The organism is Achromobacter sp. SLBN-14 (assembly GCF_006715415.1).
Taxonomy (GTDB): Bacteria; Pseudomonadota; Gammaproteobacteria; order Burkholderiales; family Burkholderiaceae_B; genus Achromobacter; species Achromobacter mucicolens.
On sequence record NZ_VFNE01000001.1, the window covers coordinates 3,673,075 to 3,692,344 of the forward strand.

At 67.5% G+C, this 19,270-nt stretch carries 14 protein-coding genes and 3 pseudogenes; 12 read left to right on the forward strand and 5 right to left on the reverse strand.

Annotation, left to right across the window (positions count from 1 at the left end):
* Positions 1–111 precede the first annotated feature (111 nt).
* The 7 genes from paoA (at position 112) to FBY20_RS16675 (ending at position 8,406) form a co-directional block, all read left to right on the forward strand.
* On the forward strand, positions 112–747 hold the full coding sequence (gene paoA / locus FBY20_RS16645; protein ID WP_142053492.1) for an aldehyde dehydrogenase iron-sulfur subunit PaoA: 636 nt from the start codon (positions 112–114) through the stop codon (positions 745–747).
* Positions 744–1,694 (forward strand): xanthine dehydrogenase family protein subunit M, encoded by a 951-nt coding sequence (locus FBY20_RS16650; protein ID WP_142053493.1) that lies wholly within the window; start codon positions 744–746, stop codon positions 1,692–1,694. Before paoA ends, FBY20_RS16650 begins: the two co-directional genes overlap by 4 nt.
* 4 nt (positions 1,695–1,698) lie before the next feature.
* A complete protein-coding gene (gene paoC / locus FBY20_RS16655; RefSeq protein ID WP_142053495.1) occupies positions 1,699–3,897 on the forward strand; it encodes an aldehyde oxidoreductase molybdenum-binding subunit PaoC in 2,199 nt (732 codons plus the stop codon).
* A gap of 30 nt (positions 3,898–3,927) precedes the next feature.
* Positions 3,928–4,377 carry a DUF6389 family protein gene (locus FBY20_RS16660; RefSeq protein WP_142053498.1) on the forward strand — a complete coding sequence of 150 codons (450 nt, stop codon included), beginning with the start codon at positions 3,928–3,930 and terminating at the stop codon, positions 4,375–4,377.
* A gap of 232 nt (positions 4,378–4,609) precedes the next feature.
* The gene (locus FBY20_RS16665; RefSeq protein WP_142053500.1) at positions 4,610–5,659 is read left to right on the forward strand and encodes a hypothetical protein; all 1,050 of its coding nucleotides are present in this window, start codon (positions 4,610–4,612) and stop codon (positions 5,657–5,659) included.
* Positions 5,660–6,091: 432 nt separating this feature from the next.
* Positions 6,092–7,546 (forward strand): DUF1254 domain-containing protein, encoded by a 1,455-nt coding sequence (locus FBY20_RS16670; RefSeq protein ID WP_142053502.1) that lies wholly within the window; start codon positions 6,092–6,094, stop codon positions 7,544–7,546.
* A gap of 83 nt (positions 7,547–7,629) precedes the next feature.
* The gene (locus FBY20_RS16675) at positions 7,630–8,406 is read left to right on the forward strand and encodes a hypothetical protein (protein ID WP_056326082.1); all 777 of its coding nucleotides are present in this window, start codon (positions 7,630–7,632) and stop codon (positions 8,404–8,406) included.
* A gap of 24 nt (positions 8,407–8,430) precedes the next feature.
* Here the strand turns inward: FBY20_RS16675 and FBY20_RS16680 are convergent, their stop codons facing one another.
* A complete protein-coding gene (locus FBY20_RS16680; protein WP_142053504.1) occupies positions 8,431–9,045 on the reverse strand; it encodes an ATP-binding cassette domain-containing protein in 615 nt (204 codons plus the stop codon).
* A 79-nt stretch (positions 9,046–9,124) separates the two neighbouring features.
* Between FBY20_RS16680 and FBY20_RS16685 the strand changes: the two genes are divergently transcribed.
* On the forward strand, positions 9,125–9,919 hold the full coding sequence (locus FBY20_RS16685) for an enoyl-CoA hydratase (protein WP_142053506.1): 795 nt from the start codon (positions 9,125–9,127) through the stop codon (positions 9,917–9,919).
* 92 nt (positions 9,920–10,011) lie between these two features.
* Positions 10,012–10,344, forward strand: coding sequence for a four-helix bundle copper-binding protein (locus FBY20_RS16690; protein WP_142053508.1), 333 nt, complete (start codon positions 10,012–10,014; stop codon positions 10,342–10,344).
* An 88-nt stretch (positions 10,345–10,432) separates the two neighbouring features.
* On the opposite strand, the gene FBY20_RS16695 is transcribed toward FBY20_RS16690, so the two are convergent.
* From FBY20_RS16695 to FBY20_RS16705, 3 genes are all read right to left on the reverse strand, one after another.
* Positions 10,433–10,609: a DUF3606 domain-containing protein gene (locus FBY20_RS16695; RefSeq protein WP_081100949.1), complete on the reverse strand. Its 177-nt coding sequence runs from the start codon at positions 10,607–10,609 to the stop codon at positions 10,433–10,435.
* 69 nt (positions 10,610–10,678) lie between these two features.
* Positions 10,679–12,760 (reverse strand): PIG-L family deacetylase, encoded by a 2,082-nt coding sequence (locus FBY20_RS16700; RefSeq protein WP_142053511.1) that lies wholly within the window; start codon positions 12,758–12,760, stop codon positions 10,679–10,681.
* A 242-nt stretch (positions 12,761–13,002) separates the two neighbouring features.
* Positions 13,003–14,223 (reverse strand): MFS transporter, encoded by a 1,221-nt coding sequence (locus FBY20_RS16705; RefSeq protein ID WP_142053513.1) that lies wholly within the window; start codon positions 14,221–14,223, stop codon positions 13,003–13,005.
* Positions 14,224–14,973: 750 nt separating this feature from the next.
* Between FBY20_RS16705 and FBY20_RS28125 the strand changes: the two are divergent.
* The 3 pseudogenes from FBY20_RS28125 to FBY20_RS28135 all read left to right on the forward strand — a co-directional run.
* A pseudogene (locus tag FBY20_RS28125) lies at positions 14,974–15,372 on the forward strand (hypothetical protein); the annotation flags it as partial.
* Positions 15,373–15,477: 105 nt separating this feature from the next.
* Positions 15,478–15,673 (forward strand): annotated as a pseudogene (locus FBY20_RS28130) (hypothetical protein); the annotation flags it as partial.
* A gap of 194 nt (positions 15,674–15,867) precedes the next feature.
* Positions 15,868–16,107 (forward strand): annotated as a pseudogene (locus FBY20_RS28135) (YadA C-terminal domain-containing protein); the annotation flags it as partial.
* 18 nt (positions 16,108–16,125) lie between these two features.
* Here FBY20_RS28135 and FBY20_RS16715 read toward each other — a convergent pair.
* Positions 16,126–19,251 (reverse strand): DUF6519 domain-containing protein, encoded by a 3,126-nt coding sequence (locus FBY20_RS16715; protein ID WP_142053517.1) that lies wholly within the window; start codon positions 19,249–19,251, stop codon positions 16,126–16,128.
* Positions 19,252–19,270 lie beyond the last annotated feature (19 nt).

The following is a 19,270-nucleotide window of genomic DNA, read 5'->3' on the forward strand; positions in this document are numbered from 1 at the left end:
CGGCCGTGCGCATTGTCACGCCCGCGGCTCGCGGCCAGGCACACCGCTTGCTGGGAACCCGCCCTGGATGTCCGGGCTTCGGCCCGCCGGACGCTTACAGGAGTTCCAACCTTGGAAAATCCCACTGATATCAATATGTCGCGGCGCAACCTGCTCAAGGCAGGCGCCGCGTCCGCCACCGCATTCGGAACGCCTGCCATGTCCGCTGCCCAGAGCACCGCGCCGCCGCAAAGCCTGAAGGCCACCGTCACGCTGACCGTGAACGGCAACACCCACGAATTGGCGTTGGACCTGCGCACGAGCCTGCTGGACGCGCTGCGCGAGCACCTGCACCTGACCGGCACCAAGAAGGGCTGCGATCACGGGCAATGCGGCGCCTGTACGGTGCTGCTGGACGGCAAGCGCATCAATTCCTGTCTGACGCTGGCCGTCATGCACGATGGCCAGCAGATCACCACCATCGAGGGGTTGGGCACGCCGGGCGCGCTGCATCCGCTGCAGGCTGCGTTCGTCAAACATGACGGTTACCAGTGCGGCTACTGCACGCCGGGGCAGATCTGCTCGGCGGTGGGCATGCTGGACGAGGCCGCGCGCGGCATGCCCAGCCACGTGAGCGGATCGCTGAACGAACGCCCGCTGCTGTCACCCGAGGAAATCCGCGAACGCATGAGCGGCAACATCTGCCGCTGCGGCGCCTACGCCAACATCCTGGATGCCATCGAAGACGTCGCGGAGGGCAAGGCATGAGAGCCTTTACGTACGAGCGTCCCGGGACCGGCGCCGAAGCGGCCGCCAGCGCCGCGCGCGAGCCGCGCGCCCGGTTCATCGCCGGCGGCACCAATCTGCTGGACCTGATGAAGATCGAGGTGGAAACGCCTTCGCATCTGATCGATGTCAACGGCCTGGACCTGGACCGGATCGAACCGGCCGGCGACGGCGGTCTGCGCATTGGCGCGCTGGTGCGCAATGCGGATCTGGCGGCCCACGAGACCGTGCGCCGCGACTACGAGGTGCTGGCGCGCGCCCTGCTGGCGGGCGCCTCGGGACAGATCCGCAATCGCGCCACGACCGCCGGCAATCTGCTGCAACGCACCCGCTGCCCCTATTTCTACGACACCAATCAGCCCTGCAACAAACGCGTGCCCGGCAGCGGCTGTTCCGCAATCGGCGGCGTGACGCGGCAACTGGCCGTGATCGGAGGCAGCCAGGCCTGCATCGCCACGCATCCCAGCGACATGGCGGTGGCGATGCGCGTTCTGGACGCGAAGGTCGAGACGGTGCGCCCGGACGCGACGCGGCGGGTCATTCCCATTGCCGACTTCTACCGGCTTCCCGGCGACACGCCGCACCTTGAAACCCATCTGGACGCGGGCGAACTGATCACCGCGGTGGTGCTGCCCAAGCCCCTGGGCGGCAAGCACTTCTACCGTAAGGTGCGCGACCGCGCGTCGTATGCGTTTGCGCTGGTGTCGGTGGCCGCCGTGGTGCAGGACGATGGCGCCGGGCGCGTGGCGCTGGGCGGCGTGGCGCCTCAGCCGTGGCGCGATGCGTCGGCGGAAGCGCAGCTGCCGGATGGCGCGGCGCGCGTGACCGATGCGCTGCTGGCGGGCGCCGCGCCCACGCCAGACAACGCCTTCAAGCTGACCCTGGCGCGGCGCGCGCTTGGCGCCGTCTTGACGCAAGCGAGGACGTAAGGCTATGAAATTCGAGACTCCCGCGACACAGAATCCCATCGACCAGCTCAAGATCGTGGGCCAGCCCGTCGATCGCATCGATGGTCCGCTCAAGACGAGCGGCCAGGCCCCATATGCCTACGAGCATCACGACATCGCGCCGAATGCGGCGGTCGGCTATGTGGTGGGCGCGGCAATCGCCAAGGGCGCCATCACCGCCATGGACACCGATCTTGCGCGCCGCGCGCCGGGTGTCCTGGCCATCGTGACCGCGCAGAACGCCGGCAAGCTCGGCAAGGGCAAGATGAACACGGCCACGCTGCTGGGCGGCCCGGAAATCCAGCACTATCACCAGGCCATTGCGGTGGTGGTGGCCAACACGTTCGAGGAGGCGCGCGCGGCCGCCAAGCTCATCCGCGTGCAGTATGCGCGGGCCCCGGGCGCGTACGACCTGGCGGCGTTGCGGAACAACGGCGCCTCGGGCAAGCACATTCCCAAGACGGACACGGGCGACTTCGATGCCGCGTTTGCAGAAGCGCCCGTCAAGATCGACTCCACCTACACCACGCCTGACCAGTCGCACGCCATGATGGAGCCGCACGCTTCGCTCGCCGTCTGGAAGGGCGACAAGCTTACGCTGTGGACGTCCAACCAGATGATTGCGTGGGGGCGGTCGGACGTGGCGCGCACGCTGGGTATCCCCAAGGAAAACGTGCGCCTGGTGTCGCCCTACATCGGCGGCGGTTTCGGCGGCAAGCTTTTCGTGCGCGCGGACGCCTTGCTGGCCGCGCTGGCCGCGCGCGAGGCGGGCAGGCCAGTCAAGGTGGCGTTGCCGCGTCCGCTGGTGATCAACAACACCACGCACCGGCCTGCCACGATCCAGCGCATCCGGCTGGGCGCGGGGCGGGACGGCAAGCTGACGGCGATTTCGCACGAAAGCTGGTCCGGCGACCTGCCGGACGGCCAGCCGGAAGAGGCCGTGCAGCAGACCAAGCTGCTGTATGCCGGCGCCAACCAGCACACCGCGCTGAACCTGATGACGCTGGACCTGCCCGAGGGCAACGCGATGCGCGCGCCCGGCGAGGCGCCGGGCATGATGGCGCTGGAGATCGCCATCGACGAGATGGCAGAGGCGCTGGACATGGATCCCGTGCAGTTCCGCGTGGTGAACGACACCCAGGTCGATCCCACCGATCCGTCGCGGCCGTTCTCGCGCCGGCGTTTTGTCGAATGCCTGCAGACCGGCGCCCGCCACTTCGGCTGGGACAAGCGTGATCCCAAACCCGGTGCGCGGCGGGAAGGGCAGTGGCTGATCGGGCTGGGCGTGGCCAGCGCCTTTCGCAACAACCTGGTGACCAAGTCGGCCGCGCGCGTGCGGCTGGACGCGACGGGCCGCGTGATCGTCGAGACCGACATGACCGACATCGGCACCGGCAGCTACACCATCATTGCGCAGACGGCGGCCGAAATGCTGGGCGTGCCGCTGTCGCGCGTGGTCGTGCGCCTGGGCGATTCGTCGTTTCCCGTGTCGGCGGGCTCGGGCGGCCAATGGGGCGCGAACAGTTCCACGGCGGGCGTCTACGCGGCGTGCGAGAAGTTGCGGGGGCTGGTCGTTGATCGCCTGGGATTCGATGCGGCGGGCGCGGTGTTTGCCGACGGGATGGTCATCGATGCCGGCGGACGCTCGGCGCCATTGGTGCGCGCGGCGTCGGGCGGCGAGCTGGTCGCGGAAGACGCGATCGAGTTCGGCGACCTGGACAAGAAATTCCAGCAGTCCACCTTCGGCGCGCACTTCGTGGAAGTGGCCGTGGACGCCGCCACCGGCGAGACCCGCGTGCGCCGCATGCTGGCAGTCTGCGCCGCGGGCCGCATCCTCAATCCCAAGACCGCGCGCAGCCAGGTCATCGGCGCCATGACCATGGGCGTGGGCGCGGCGTTGATGGAGGAGCTGGCCGTCGACCATCGCCTGGGGTATTTCGTCAACCACGACCTGGCAAGCTACGAGGTTCCCGTTCATGCCGACATTCCACGTCAGGAGGTCATCTTCCTGGACGAGGACGATCCGGTGTCGTCGCCGATGAAGGCCAAGGGCGTGGGCGAGCTGGGCCTGTGCGGCGTGGCGGCGGCCATCGCCAATGCGGTGTACAACGCGACCGGCGTGCGCGTGCGGAACTATCCGGTGACGCTGGACAAGCTGCTGGACGGGATGCCCGTCGACGCGTGATGCCTTGCCGCCATGCGCTATGCTGGCGCGATGACGAAACACGATTATCAGGACGCGCTGCGCCGCGCGCTGGACGCGCACACGGCGGCCGCGCTGCACACGCTGGCCGGCATGTTCGCGCGATTGCCCGAGAAGGCGCGCGAGATCCAGTTCGGCATCTTTCCCGACCAGGGCGGCGAAGGGACCTTTTCGGTGGTGATTGGGCTGGAAGGGCCGGATCTGTATGTGCTCAATAAAGCCATCGAGGGCTTCCGCGATCTCTTTGACGTGGTGCACGGAGAAGCAGGACTGGAGCCGCCGGTGCCCATGTTTTCCACCGAGCCGGCGTTCTGCGTGCAGGACGCGATAGCCGACGTGGCGGCCGATTGGGTCGAAATGCTATGGGACCAAGCCGGCCGCGCCGTGTCGCCCCTGCCGGCGATGGTCTATGCCCATGACGACTACGGCACGGATCTGCCGCGGGCATTGAGCCGGGCATAGCGGCGAAGTTACTGGCGGACAAGGCGGGGCGGCGGAGCGTCGTCGGGCCCCAAGCGAAACATTCGAAACAACCCATTACGGCTGGTTTGCCCGGAATGCGCTTTGGCGGCGCGGTTTTGCGTCACGTTGCCTGCCACCAACTGTTTCATCGGCCAAACCGGATGTTGCGAACCGTTCCGAAGCCGGTAGGATGCGCGCACATTGCCGTCTTACCGACCCAAGGATCGATTCCATGTCCCTGCCGCGCCCGCGACTTGCCCTCTCTGCCCTGACGCTCGCCCTGACCCTGTCGGGCTGCGTCACGATTCCGTCGTCAAACGGCGAGGGCACGGCGGACGATCCGCGATACGGCAAGCTGGTCGACCTGATCGGCGAGGCGATGAAGGCGAACATGGCCGTGGTGCTGGTGGCGGACCTGATGCCGCACGCCTCGCTGAAGGACGCCATGCTGATGACGACCTGGACCGGGAACACCGTCTGGATGTTCGAACCGGACCCGCGCATCACCTTCGGCCGCAAGTTCCAGAACAACTCGCTGCAGCGGGACAAGGACACGACCTACCTCTTCAAGGCGTTTGAAGTCCACATCCTGCCGCCGGGCAAGTACCTGCTGACAGGTGGAGACGATTACAAGCTCAATGCCACGCTGAATCAGATCGGCGCGCGCCCCGGCGCTGAAGGGTCGGGCCGGGGCGCCAACGGCACCGCGTACCTGTCGCCCGAGCTGTACCGCGAGTTCTACAAGGAAACGAACTGGCACGAAGGCACCACGGGCTCGCGGACCAGCACTCAGAAAGTCTGCACGGCCGTGCATCGCGGGTCGGGCGCCTGCGTCGCCTGGGGCGAGCAGCAGGTCACCGAAACCACGCCGGGATCGCGCGCCGGTTACTACGAAGACACCACGTCGCGCGACATCCCGGCCATCAAGGTGCAGTCCCGCGTGCTGCCCAAGCTGGCGCTGGCCAGCTTCACGCTCAAGGGCGGGGATCTGGTGCTCAGCCAGCGCATGCACATGAAGACGCCCAGCTACAAGTTCAAGCAGTCCGCCTGCCGCGCGGTGGATCCGAAGATGATCGAGTGCCCGCTGGAAGACTTCACGGTCTACACGTGGCCGGCGCCGATGGATTTTGCGCAGAAGTACTTCGCGCAGCGCACGAACCTGACCGACGCGCAGCGCGAATTGCTGTCCAAGCTCAAGCCGATGCAGATCACGCCCTTGGGCAAGCAGGGCATGCAGGATCCGGTGTGGGGCGTGCCGCTGTCGATCGGCAAGGGCAAATAGGGCAGCGGATTGCGACCAATGGCGGATGGTCGTAGTCATTCCGGCTACTTGAGCAGCTAAAAAACTGCGCATAGATTGACCGAAACCGCTTCGTCCTCGCGCGAGCCGGTCGAATGGATGGTCCGTAGCCCAGTTCCTTCAGTGGTGCGTTTGCTCTGATTTCTTCAGGGAGCCCATTCTTGGACGTCCACCCCGCCTTTCTCACGCGTGCGCGCTCGCGCACCCGTGCTTTCCCCTTGGCCATGCGCACAAAGGCAGCTCCGCCCTTCGGCGGCACGCTGCCCGCCGTTTGCCGTGGTTTCCCTGACCCTGATCTGTGGAGCGTGCCCCGCCACATCGACACCGAATGCGCAGTAGCTTGAAGAACATCGTCGTGCTTGTTGGAAGTCCCCGAAGTGAACTTCGTCAGACCCATCCATTGGAGCGATAACAATGAAGCTAACTCGCCGCAAACTGAACGCAGGGGGATTGGCCCTGCTGGCTGCAGGATCGCTGGGACCGGCGTTCCGGGCCTCGGCAGCCGCCTCCGAAGGGCTGGTGGCAAACCTGCCGGAAGCCGACGACCGTTTCGTCCTGGCCACCGAAGCCTACATCTACGCCTACCCGCTGGTGACCATGGAGATGACCCGCCGGGTGATCACCAACGTCGCCGAACCTAAAGGAACGCGCGCCCCGATGGGCCAGCTCATCAAGCTGCGCGAGTATCCGGACGCCAAGTTCCGCGACGTGACGGCGCCGAACGCCGACACCCTGTACACCACCGCCTTTTTCGATGTCGGCGACGAGCCCTGGGTCATCAGCCTGCCCGACATGAACGGCCGCTACGCGCTGTTTCCGCTGCTGGATGGATGGACAACCGTGTTCGACGTGCCGGGCAAGCGCACGACGGGCACCGGCGCGCAGACCTTCGTCGTGACGGGGCCGGGCTGGGAAGGCGCCGTGCCGCAGGGCATGAAGCAATACAAGTCGCCCACGAGCATCGTCTGGCTGCTGGGCCGCATCTATTGCACGGGCACGCCGGAGGACTATGCAGAAGTGCACAAGCTGCAGGACCAGGTGAAGATCGCGCCGCTGAGCGGCTGGGGCAAGGCGTGGACAGCGCCGCAGGGCAAGGTGGATCCGGCCATCGACATGAGGACGCCGGTGCGCGACCAGGTCAACAACATGGATGCCCACGAGTACTTTGCGTTGTTTGCGCAGTTGCTCAAGCGCAATCCGCCGACCGCGGCGGACGCGCCCATGGTGGAAAAAATGGCCACCATCGGCATCGTGCCTGGGCAGGATTTCGACAAGTCCAAGTTGCCTGCCGATTTTGCCAGGCGGGTGCCCGAGACGGGATTCGCGCGGATCATGGCGCATTTCCGGTCCACCGATGGCGACATCCAGCATATCGACGGCTGGGGTTTCACGACCAAGACGGGGATCTACGGCACCAACTATCTGCAACGGGCCTTGGTCACCGCCATCGGGCTGGGTGCGAACCGGCCGCAGGACGCCGTCTACCCGACCTCGTTGCGGTCGGCCAACGGGGCGATCCTGCGCGAATACAACGGGTCGGAAAAGTACGTGTTGACGTTCAAGAAGGGCCTGACGCCGCCCGTGTCGGGGTTCTGGTCGCTGACCATGTATGACCAGAACTACTTCTTTGTCGATAACCCGCTGAACCGCTATTCCATCAGCGAACGCCAGCCGCTCAAGCGCAAATCCGATGGGTCGATCGATCTGTTGATCCAGAACGAATCGCCGGGGCCCGAGCACGAGTCGAACTGGCTGCCGGCGCCCAAGGGCCGATTCATCCTGATGATGCGCCTGTATTGGCCCAACGAAAGCGACCCGTCGATCATCAACGGGTCGTGGACGGTGCCGCCGGTGCGGCGGGTGAGCTGACGCGGTTACGGCGGCAGGACGCGCCCTGCGTTTGGGCGGGGCGCCTTTTTTTCGACATGCCTTCGGGCCTCGGGGATCTCGCGATGAAAAAGCACATCACTGTCTGCCTGGCATGCGCAGCGGTCCCGCTAGGGGCCACCATCGCGGCCGAAACCCCATCGGCGCCCGCTTCGGCTGCCGCGGTTTCCGACGAATGGAAATTCTCGGTCTCGCCGTATCTGTGGGCGCCGGCGCTGTCGGGCACCGTCACGCATCGCCGCCTGCCGACGGTGGACATCAATGCAAGCTTCGACAAGATCCTGGACAACCTGGATTTTGCCGCCATGCTGATGGGCGATGCGCGCAAGGGCCGGTACAGCATCTTTGGCGATCTGTTGTACGTGAAGGTCGGTGCGCAAGGCGACACCCCCAGGGGAATCCTGGCCAGCAGTGTGGACGTGAAGAACGAATCGTTCACCGGCCTGATCGGCGCGGGCTATTCGGTGCTCGACCGGTCGGAGCACAGTCTGGACGTGGTGGGCGGCCTGCGCGTCTGGTCGGTGGATTCGGACGTCACCTTCAAGGGCAGATTCACGGACGGCCGCAAGCACAGCGAAAGCGCCACGTGGGTGGACGCCATGGTGGGCGTGCGAGGCACCTATAACTTTCATCCCAAGGCCTATCTGACGGGCTGGGGCATGATCGGCGCCGGGGGCGCGCAGGCGGACTGGGACCTCGGTCTTGGCGTGGGCTACAGCTTCAACAAATCGGTGTCGGCGACGGTGGGCTACCGGGCAATGGGCGTGGACTACGAGCGCAACGGCTTCAAATACGACGTGGTGCTGCAGGGGCCCATTGCAGGGGTGACCATCCGCTTTTGACGGCAGCGCCGGACAACCGGTTGCTCAGCGCAGGTCGGCCACGTTGACGGTGCGGGCGCCGCACGCCTGCACCAATTCGGGGTCATGGCTGGCGAACAGCACGACGCGTGTCTGCGCCCAGGTTTTGAAGATGTCGGCCAGCACGCCGCGCGCCTGGGCATCCAGCCCGTTGCTGGGACCGTCGGCCACGACAACGGCCGGGTCGCCCAGCGCGGCGGCCGTCAGGTAGACCTTGCGCCGCGTGCCCGTGGACATCTGCTCGAAACGCTTGTCCAGATGCGGCTCCAATCCCAGCCGATGGGCCAGGTCCAGCACGGCGTCGTCCAGCGCAACGTGCTTGGCTGCCGCCACCTGCTGCAGCAGGCCGCGGCCCGTCTGCTCGGGAAATGCCATGCAGTTGTCCGGCACATAGGCCAGACGGGACTGCGCCGCAAGCGGCGCATCGCGCAGCGAGTGCCCGTCGATAAGGACGTCGCCGCTATCGGGCGCCAGCGCGCCGGCAATGATGGCGAGCAAGCTGGATTTTCCGGTGCTGTCTTCTTCGCAGAGCGCCACGCAGCCCGGCGCGAAGGCGTGCGAGAGGCCCTGGAACACGATATGGTCGCCGTAGCGCTTGCTGAGGTTGTCGATGCGTAGCATGCGGCAAGTGTACGAGAGGTTTATTGTCATCAAAAGCCGCCGGTAGCATCGACGGCAAACATTTCTAGCCGGAGACTTCATGACTGCGCCCATCCCCACGTTCCCCCACGCCCGCGTGACGCGCGATTCGCGCGGCGTCTACACCCTGCAGATCCACGACGCGAAGAGCCTGAACATCCTGGCCTCGGCCGTCACGCGTGGCCTGACCGAGGCCGCGCGCTGGATCGCCGCGCAGGACGACGCGCGCGCGGTGGTCATCCGCGGCACGGGCGACCGGGCCTTCGTGGGCGGGGCCAACATCCATGAGATGGCCGAGCTGGACCCGCCGACCGCGCGCGCGTTCATCACGCGGCTGCGTGACCTGTGCGACGCCGTGGCGGATATCCCGGTGCCGACCATCGCACGGTTGCCGGGTTTTTGCCTGGGCGCCGGCATGGAGCTGGCGGCCGCCTGCGACATCCGCCTGGGTTCGGCGGACGGCGTGTTCGGCATGCCCGAGGTGCGCGTCGGCATTCCGTCGGTGATCCATGCGGTGCTGCTGCCCGCGCTCATCGGTCAGGGTCCGACCAACTGGCTGCTGCTGACCGGCGAGACGGTGGACGCCGCGCAGGCGCGGGACTGGGGCTTTCTGGAATTTCTGTGCGAGGCCGGCGAGCTGGACGCGCTGGTCGAACGCACCGTGGCGGCGATCGCGGCCAGCGGGCCGGCCGCGGTGCGCTCGCAGAAGGCCTTGCTGCGCTATTGGACCGAGTCCTCGATCCAGGCCGGTCTGGACCGCAGCGTGGAGGCCTTCGGCGAGGCGTTCACCACCGATGAGCCGCGCCGCTACATGGCGCCGTTCCTGGCGCGCAAATCGCAACGGAAGGCCGGGTAATAGGCGGGAACGCTGCCGGCCCCCTGGATGTGCGCCCTTGCGGGAACGCAGTGTGCTGACCCGCAAGCATTGCCACCACGCAAGGAGCCGACATGACTGCCCAAATGAACGACATGGAACGCTGCATCGATAGTTGCCTGGCCTGCTATCGCATGTGCGTGAAGACCGCCATGAGCCATTGCCTGGAGGCCGGCGGCGAGCACGTCGAGCCTCACCACTTCAGGCTGATGATTGGGTGCAGCGAGATCTGCCGCACCGCAGCGCACGCGATGCTGGTAGGCCTTGAAAACCACAAGGTGGTTTGCGGCGCCTGCGCCGCAATTTGCGATGACTGCGCGGCCAGTTGCGAAGGCATGGACGGCATGGCCGACTGTGCGCGCACGTGCCGAGAATGCGCCGACATGTGCGGAAAGATGGCCGCTTGAGCGGCTATGTCCCGCGCGGCATCTGGCCGGATGCGCCGCGTCGGCCAATCACGGCTTGCCGGGGCCCGCGCACGGGCCCCGGGTCCGGCTATTTACCGAGATGTTCGCGCACCGCGGTAGCCGATGGTCCGACGGCCTTGACCGCCTCGCGCAGTTGGGCCTCGGTGACGCCAAGCGCCTGGGTCCAATAGCGCAGCTCGTGCGGCTCGTTCACGTTTATCCGGGAGCGGTCCTGCGGGCCGCGCTTGCTCAGGTCGTCTGACATGGTTGGGTCCTCCGGGTTGTAACGCCCGGAGGGCAGCAAGCGGCGTGCCTGCGCGTCGCGCCCGCCCTGTCACTGCACGCGGGTTGGCGTGGCCACGCGTGAGGTTTGCGCGGGCATGCGCTCGACCGTCAGCGCATCCGGTTCCGACGCGGACGGGCGCACGACCACGGCCTTGCCGGCGCTGGCCGCGCCCAGGTTGGGCAGGTCGGCCGGCCGCGCCGCCACGGACGCGAAGGGGCCGCCGCCGGTGGCGGGCACGCCGTCCAGCGTCAGGCTGGCGGACCACGTGCCGCCGCGGCGCGAGAGCACCTCGTAGCGCTGCGGTGCGCCGGCGGCGCGGGCGACCACATACAGCGCGCCGTCGATGAGGCTGATGGCGGGCGGCGATGCCGCTTCGGCATCCATCTTGGCGAGCTTGCCGTGTTCGAGCAGCCAGAGGTGTCCGCCCGAGCGCTCCAGAATGGCAAGCACGACGTTGCCGGCGGTATCGGCCTGGATGGCCGGTCGGCCGATGAAGGGCACGCCCAAGTCCGCCGGCGCGCTCCAGTCCATGTCCAGGTCGGTGGTGTCGCCCGCTTCCACCAGTTTGGTCAGGTGGTTGTTGGCGCGCTGGCGGAAATAAAGCTCGACCCGGTTTTCATGGTTGCGGATGGCAGCCAGGCCGCCCGCGGCTTGCGGCGCGGCCACGCGGCGCCAGCCTTGCCATTCCGACCGGTGGCTCTTGGCGGCTGGCAACTGGCGGGTATAGAAAAGCTCGCCCTTGGCGGCAATGGCGAAGACGACATAGCGCCCGTCGGCGCCGCGCGCGGCGGCCGGTGAACCGGTGACGCCCTCTAGTGGCGGAAGCGCCTGCCACGTGCTCCAGCTGCCGTCGATGCCGGACGGGGTGATCCAGTGCAGCAGCCCGTCGTAGCCCAGCGCGACGGCGGCGGCTTCGCCACGGGGCGCCACCGCGGGGATCTGCGTGACGCGCAAACCGCCCAGCGCCTGCCAGCCCTGCCACGTGCCGTCATGGCGCTGCTTGTTGGCCCATACGCCGCCCAGCGGATCGCGCGCCATCAGGCCGGCGGTGCCGTCGGCGTGGGCAAACGAGACCACGGGGCCGGTGGTGCGTCCGCCCAGCGTGTGCCAGCGCTTTTCGGCCGAATCCCAGCTGTTGACGGCCGCATTGGTTTCGCCGGCGGCGAACACGACGAGTCCGCCTCGCCCGTCCGGGTACACCTGCGGCGCGACGTCCTGGCGCGACACATAGTAGGCGCGCTGGACCCACGCGGCGGCGGGGCCGGCCGGTTCCTTGCAGCCGGTGGGGCCGGCGCAATAGTGGTAGTCGTTCCAGGCGTAGTGCTGAAAGATAACGGACTTGCTGGCGATTTCCGCGTCGGCAAGATTGGTGGCTCGTTCCTGGCTGGGGTAATCGATGTATCCCGTCTCGGCGTAGTTGCCGGGCGCGCGCAACATGGCCTCGCGCGCCAGCCGCGCGCTGGCGATGTGGTCGGGGTGGCCGTGGCCGGCGCAGCGCCAGCACAGCTGGGTGTAGGGCACGCTGATCGTGTCGTCCAGGTGACGCGCCGTGGTGGGGCCGTACTGGCGGATCATCTCGGCCAGCGTGTCGACGAGCTGTTCGCGGGTATAGACCTCGGCGTGCGGTCCCAGCGTGTCCACGTTCTGGCCGGGTTCGGATTCGGTGCGGCTCAGCGGCGTCAGGCTGCCCCAGCCCTTGCCCAGCCACGGATCCTTCAGCCGCATGTGCCAGAGCTGCACGCGCGGATTGCCCTGCAGCGTGAAGCGCGCGATCTGGCGGCCCGCGACGATGCCGGTATCTTCCTTCCAGGCGTCGGGTTCGCGCGCCATGTAGGCGTAGGCGGCGCGCACGCCGCGCTCGCGGCCCAGCATGTAGCCTTCGCCTTCGCCCGCGTCGCTGGCGGTCAGATAGACGACGCGCACGCAACCGCCCGCCTCGATGTTGGAGGCGACGTCCGGGTTCATGAAAAGCAGGTCGTCATCCAGATGGGCGACGAAGGCCAGGTCCTTGATCCCGTGGCACTGGGCCAGCGTCGGAGGAGCGGCCCAGGCCTGGGCGGAAAAGAGGGCTGCGGCCAGGCAGCAAAGCGCCTGGCACAGCGGGCGCAGCAAGGCAGTCAAAGCGGGCATAAAAAAAGCGCTGCATGGTGGAGGTGCAGCGCGTCTTGAGGTGGTAAAGAGTGCGGAAAGTATAGCTGCGACGTGAACGCGGGCTGCAATAGGCGCTTGCCCGGTGTGGCGCGGGGCCGACGGTTTGTGACAGGCCAAATGGGGGACGTTTTAGGAAGGTGTCTGACACCCTTGAGACGACATTGCAGGATGACGTCGTTCTCGTTGGGTGTCAGACACCTTCCGTGAAATGGGGGACGTGTTCAGCGGGCCGATTCGGTGCTGACGACCAGCTTGTTCGCGCGCGCGGTTCGCGCCCGGCGTTCCAGCATCACTGCCCACAGCCACAGCGGCATGCTGGCGATGGCAAGCAGGCTGCCCACCCAGCCGGTGGAGGTCCAGCCGAACCCGGCCGCGATGGCAAGGCCGCCTAGGAAGGGGCCCAGCGCGTTGGCGGTGTTGAAGGCCGAATGGTTGAGTGCGGCGGCCAGCCCCTGGGCGTCGCCCGAGACGTCCATCAGGCGCGTCTGAAGCACGGTGCCCAGCGCGCCGCCCACCCCCACCAGGAACACGTTCAGCGTAATCAGCCAGACGTTGTGGGCCATCAGCGGAAAGAGGGCCAGCACCACGGCCGACCACAAGAGCAGCAGGCCGGCCGTGCGCATGACGGCGCGATCGGCAAAGACCGGCACCACAATGTTGCCCACGGTCAGGCCGACGCCGAAGGCGCTCAGCACCAGCGGCACGGTCGCGGGCGACACCTGGGTGACGGCGGTCAGCGTGTCCGCGAGGTAGGTGTAAATGGAGAACAGACCGCCGAATCCGACGGCGCCAATCGCCAGCGTGATCCAGACCTGGCCGCGGCCCAGCGCGCTCAGTTCGCGCAGCGGGCTGGCGTGCGGATCGGCGGCCGTGTCCGGGGCGTAGGCGCGCACGCTCAGCATCGTCAGCACCGCCAGCAGCGACACCAGGCCGAAGCTCCAGCGCCAGCCGATGACCTGGCCCAGCCAGTTGGCCATCGGCACGCCGATGATGGTGGCCACCGTCAGGCCCAGGAACACGCGGCCCACGGCCACGGTACGGCGGTTGGCCGGCACCATTGAACTGGCCACCAGCGAGGCGATGCCGAAGTAGGCGCCGTGCGGCAGGCCGCTCAGAAAGCGGAAGAACAGCATCCAGTGATAGTTGGGCGCGATGGCGCTCAGGCCGTTGCCGATGGCAAAGAGGCCCATCAGGGCGATCAGCAACCGGCGGCGCGGCATGCGCGCGCCCAGCACCGCAAGGATCGGCGCGCCGACCACCACGCCCAGCGCGTAGGCGCTGATCACGTGCCCGGCGGTGGGGGCATCGATGCCCAGCGACTGCGAGAAATACGGAAGCAGGCTCATCGTCGCGAATTCGGTGGTGCCGATCGCGAAACTGCCAATGGCAAGCGCCAGCAGCACCAGAGCGGGCCGGTGCTGCGCGGAAACGGTATGGGACATGGAGACTACGGAAGAGGAATGGCGGAATGCTGCGATGCAACAGCGGCATTGTAGAGGGCCGAACCTGTCATTTGCATGTCGGGTCGTTGCGGCATGTCCGTGCGGTGTGAACGGCATCCGGCGGAAAGGTCTGGCGGGCGCCTTGCGAGGATCTTTGCATTTATTGATATTTGTTGCATTACACGTTCGAACATTAGAAAAGTTTCGATGGCTCTGGTGTCAGGCGCTCATTAGATTGAAAGAAAAATCCTTATGCCTCAATTGCTTAGGTGATTTTCTTGAAGCTGATTTTTTGACAACGAGCCCGCACCAGCGCTGGGTGGACACGCCATGAACCACATCTTTTCGACCGTCCTGAATGCAACGCCAATCACTATGCAAACCACGCAGCAAGCCTTGTCTTGCGCCACGCGCCGCCGGCGTAAGCCCGGCAGGGTGCAGCGTGCGGCCTCTACTGCAGCTGTTGCGCTAGCCTGCGCGGGCGGCCTGGGATTGGCGGCGAATACCCATGCAAACGGCCAATTGCAGCTATGCAGTGCCGACACAATGTCGGGAAGGTCCGTCAATTCCGGCACTCCAGTCTATTTGCTAGACTGCCCCGACGGCAGCCCGCTTTTTACCCTGCAGAACATCTATGGCGCCAATACGTTTGACGGTTTAACCGCCGCGACGGCCCGGGTCACCGGCTACGCCGATGGCACGTTGGAACTGAAGGGCGAGAACGGCATCTCCATGCTGAACACCGTCAACATGAACGGAAACCGGATCACCCAGGTGGGCGCGGGCGTGTTGTCGTCCACCAGCCTGGACGCGGTGAATGGTTCGCAGCTTTACGCCACCAACCAGCTAGTGCAGTCCAACAGCGCAGCCATCACGACGTTGGGTACAACCGTCGCGCAGAACACGGCCACGCTGAACACCCTGACCACCAGCCTCAACAACGGCGAGGTCGGCCTGGTCCGGCAGGACCCGGTCAGCGGCGCCATCACCATTGCCGCCAGCAAGGGCGGCAACGTGATCGACATGGCTGGCACGGACGGCACGCGCACCGTCACGGGCGTGGCCAACGGCGTCATCTCGGCAACCAGCACCGACGCCGTGAACGGCAGCCAGCTCTATGCGATTTCCCAACAGGTCGGTCAGCTCAATGCCGCCAATGCCTACGTGCGGGCGGATGGCGCCAACGATGGCAGCGACGACGCCGTGGTTGGCGCGGGCACGCAGGGCGCGGCCTTGGGCGCCAACGCCACCGTCACCGCATCCAACGGCGTGGCAATCGGCGCCAACGCATCGGCCACCGCGGCAAATAGCGTTGCGCTGGGCGCGGGCTCGGTGGCCGACCGCGCGAACACGGTGTCCATCGGCGCGCAAGGCGCCGAGCGGCAAGTCACCCACGTGGCTGCGGGCACGCAAAGCACCGATGCCGTGAACGTGGGGCAACTGAACCCCGTGGTGGCCAGCCTGGGCGGCGGCGCGCATATCGATGCGTCCACGGGCGCCGTCACCGGTCCGTCGTATCAGCTGGATGGCCAGACGTATTACAACGTGGGCGACGCGCTGGGTTCGCTGGACACCGGCGTGCGTCAAAACCGCGAAGGCCTGGCCCGCCTGGACAATCGCATCGACCAGACCAACCGCGCCATCGATGAGGTGGCGCGCAATGCCTACTCGGGTATCGCCGCCACGACGGCGCTGACCATGGTTCCGGAGGTCGACCCCGGCAAGCGGTTCGCGCTGGGCGTGGGCGCGGCCACGTACCGCGGCTACCAGGCCGTCGCGGTCGGCGCATCGGCGCGCGTCAATGACCGCGTCAAGCTCAAGGCCGGCGTGGGCATTGCCTCGGGCGGGCCCACGGCCGGGGTCGGCGCTTCGATGCAGTGGTGACGAGGTCTCGGCCCACGCTCACACCGTCACCACGTTCAACCCGCCGTTCGCCAGGCTTTCCGGATTGGCGCCTGACACGAACAACCGGAAATCGTTGTGGGCAAAGTTGCCGATCACCTTGGCCTGCGTGGCGATGAGCGCGCCCGCGTCGCCGTTGGTCAGAAGGTTGTTGCCCGTGACCGCCGCGTCGAACGCCGGGAAATGGCTGTAGGCCTCCAGCGCGTTGTCGGCGGCGCGCAGGCAGCGCCACGCGGCAAACTCGCCGCCGGTCTGGATGATCGTGAGCATGGCGCGTGCGGCCTCGGCGCCCAGCCGCATGCTGGGCAGGTGATTGCTTTGCAGGGTCAGCGTGCCGTCGCCTTCCGGCACCATCTTGCCGGTGCGGATGCCGCCGCCCAACAGCTTCAATTGATCCGTCGTCAATTCCGGAAAATCCCCTGATTCCGCAAAGAGCGCAATGCCGCCGCGCAGGCGGTTGTCGCGCACGGTGGTGTCGGCATCGTTGTCCAGCAGCGCCAGCGCGCACGACAGCGGATCGGCCAGCAGCGCGGCGGCCAGCGCGGCGATGGCGGGGCGCAAGCGCTTGGCCACCGGCGTCTCGCGGCCGACCTGCGTGGCCAGCGTGGTCAGCGCCGCCTGGACGCGCGGGGTCACCGTCAACGCATTGCCGGCCGTGCCCGCGCGCAACAAGGCCGCGATCTCGGCGGTCATCGCCTTGCGCGCGTCCATGGGCTGGCGCGACAGCGCCAGGGCGGCGCGATTGTCGTCATCGTCCAGCAGCGCATAGGGCGCCAGCGCCCGCTTCAGCGCGGCCAGCGTGGGGGCGCGGGCAAAGAGCTGATCAAGCCGCTCGGCGGCGCCGCGGCCGGCGGCATACAGGCGGCATGCTTCGATGTGCACGCGCCGGCTGCCGTCGACGCGCACCAGGCTGTTGCCGGGACCGGCCGGACCGGTGCAATCGACGCGCGAAAGCCGCAGGTCGGCGCATTGATTGAAGGCGATGGCGCCCGGCTGTCCGCGACGCGCGATCGCGAGGTCGGCCATGGACACGCTGGCAAAGCCGTCCAGGCTGAACAGGCGCTCGTCCAGCATCAGCCGGCTGGCCGGTCCGCAGCCATGCAGCATCAGGCGCACACGCGGCCCCTTGATGATGAGGTCGTCGTCCAGCTTGTGCTCGCCCGGCGTCAGGCACAGGCAGATGTCCATACGGTCCTGGCCGATGAGCGTGCGCAGCGCCTTGTCCAGCGTTGGAAAATCGCCCGCTGGGCCCACGGTCAGGCAGCAGCCGCCGCCATGCGTGCGCCGGCACAGCGCGTCCAGCGCCTCTTGCACCGAGTAGGCCTGTTCGGCGAGCAGGTCCGCGCAGTGGCTCGGGTCGTAGGCGACCTCGGATGCGAGGGCGAGGGCGGCGGTGTAGCGCAGCGGCAGATAGTGGTCGGGCGCGGGTTGGCCCGCCCGCAGCAATTGCGCGGTGGCGCGTTGCACGGGACGGGCGGCGTCGCACGCAAGCGACCAGGCAATCGATGCGATGCCGTCGGCGCCCGTCGTCACGTCCTGGGTGGCGGCGCCATTGGGCAGCCGGCCAGCATCCACGGTAAAGCGCACGACGGCGCCCGCCACCGGCAGGCTGCCGTTGGCCACGCCCGCGCGCAGTTCCGACGGCAACGCCACCACGTCCGGCGTCATCGCGGGGTTGGGCTTGACGCTCTGGCCGTCGCCGCCCGCGTAATAAAGCTGCGTCAGTTCCGTCAACGCGGGGAAGAGCGGGCGGCAGTCGCTGACGGCGGTCCACGCGCCGGCCTGCCAGCGCAGCAGCGCCAGCCGCGCGAATGCGCGCAGGACGCCGGCAGGTGCGTTGAAGGCGGGCTTGCCGTCGGGCAGTTGCGGCCATTCGATCGACGCGGTGGCGGTGCGCGCGGGAATGAGCCAGTAGTCGCCCACGCGCAGGCGTCCGGGCGAAAACTTGATCTCAATGCCGTCCTGTTCCAGTTCTACCCAGCCGGCGTTGGCGCTGTTGATGGGCGCGGGCGTGATCTCCGCGACGCCGTCCCAGCGGCGCACGCGCGGGTTGGCCGGAAAGCGGGCGGCGTCCAGCGCGTGGCCGATCAGGCTGGCCGGATCGATCGTGACCGTGTTGCCGTCGGTGCGCACGACCTGCGCCAGCGGCCCCGGCTGTCCCAGCAATTCGTGCGTGTCGTCCAGAAACTCGACCCAGCAGCCCGCGGTGATGGCCAGCACGTCATCGCGGCCGATGCTGGCGACTTCGAACTCGTTGGCCACGGGATCGTCCAGCCAGCGCACGACGCGCGACAGGATGCTGCCGTTTTCGCGGGACCACTTGTAGCGCGCCTTGCCCGCGCCCGCGCCGTCCTGGTGGATCTCGATACGGTACAGATGATTTTCCAGCAGGCGGTAGCCGGCGTCGGGCGGCAGCTGGCAGGGCGTCTTGGGCGGCACGCTGGCCTCGGCGCGCGCCGCCATGCGCGCATCGGGCGCGGCGGTCAGGGCGTCCCACGCGGGCAGCGCGGACAGGCAGGTCAGGGCGGCGTCCGGCGCGCCCACCTGCATCAGTTTGACCTGCCAGACCGTCTTTTCGCGGGTGGCGGTGTCGGGGCCGCCCAGCGCGACTTCGCGCATGCTGGTGTCGCCGGCCGGCAGGTCCAGCGTGCACAGGTGGCGCTGCCACGCTTCCAGATACGCCAGGTACAGGCCTTCGGGCGGCGGGGCGGTCTGGCCGCCCGAGCCGAAGACGACGATGCCGTCGATGTCGGCGGGCGTCAGCGCGGGCGGCGGCAGCGGCAGGACGGACGCGCCGGCGGGCAGCACGGGCGATGCCGTCGGGGGCATGTCGGGCTGCTTGGCCACGGTGGCGGGCTGCGGGTTCTCGCAAAGCAGGCCGTCCAGATACAGGCGGCCTGCCGACAGCGACAGGTCCTTGCCGGCAGGCGCCAGTGCGAAGCCGGGCGCGGCCAGCGGCACGCCCACGGGGCCGATGGTGTCCGCCGTTTCGGTTTCGATGCGCCGGTTCAGGATGTCCTGCTGCTCATTCCAGTCCGAATCCATCTGCACGCGGCCCTGCTGCATGCGGACGGCCCGGTAGCGCCGGGCGGGGTCGAAGGTGAGGCGGCTGAGATCGGCTTTCATGATGTTGTTCCCGAAGACA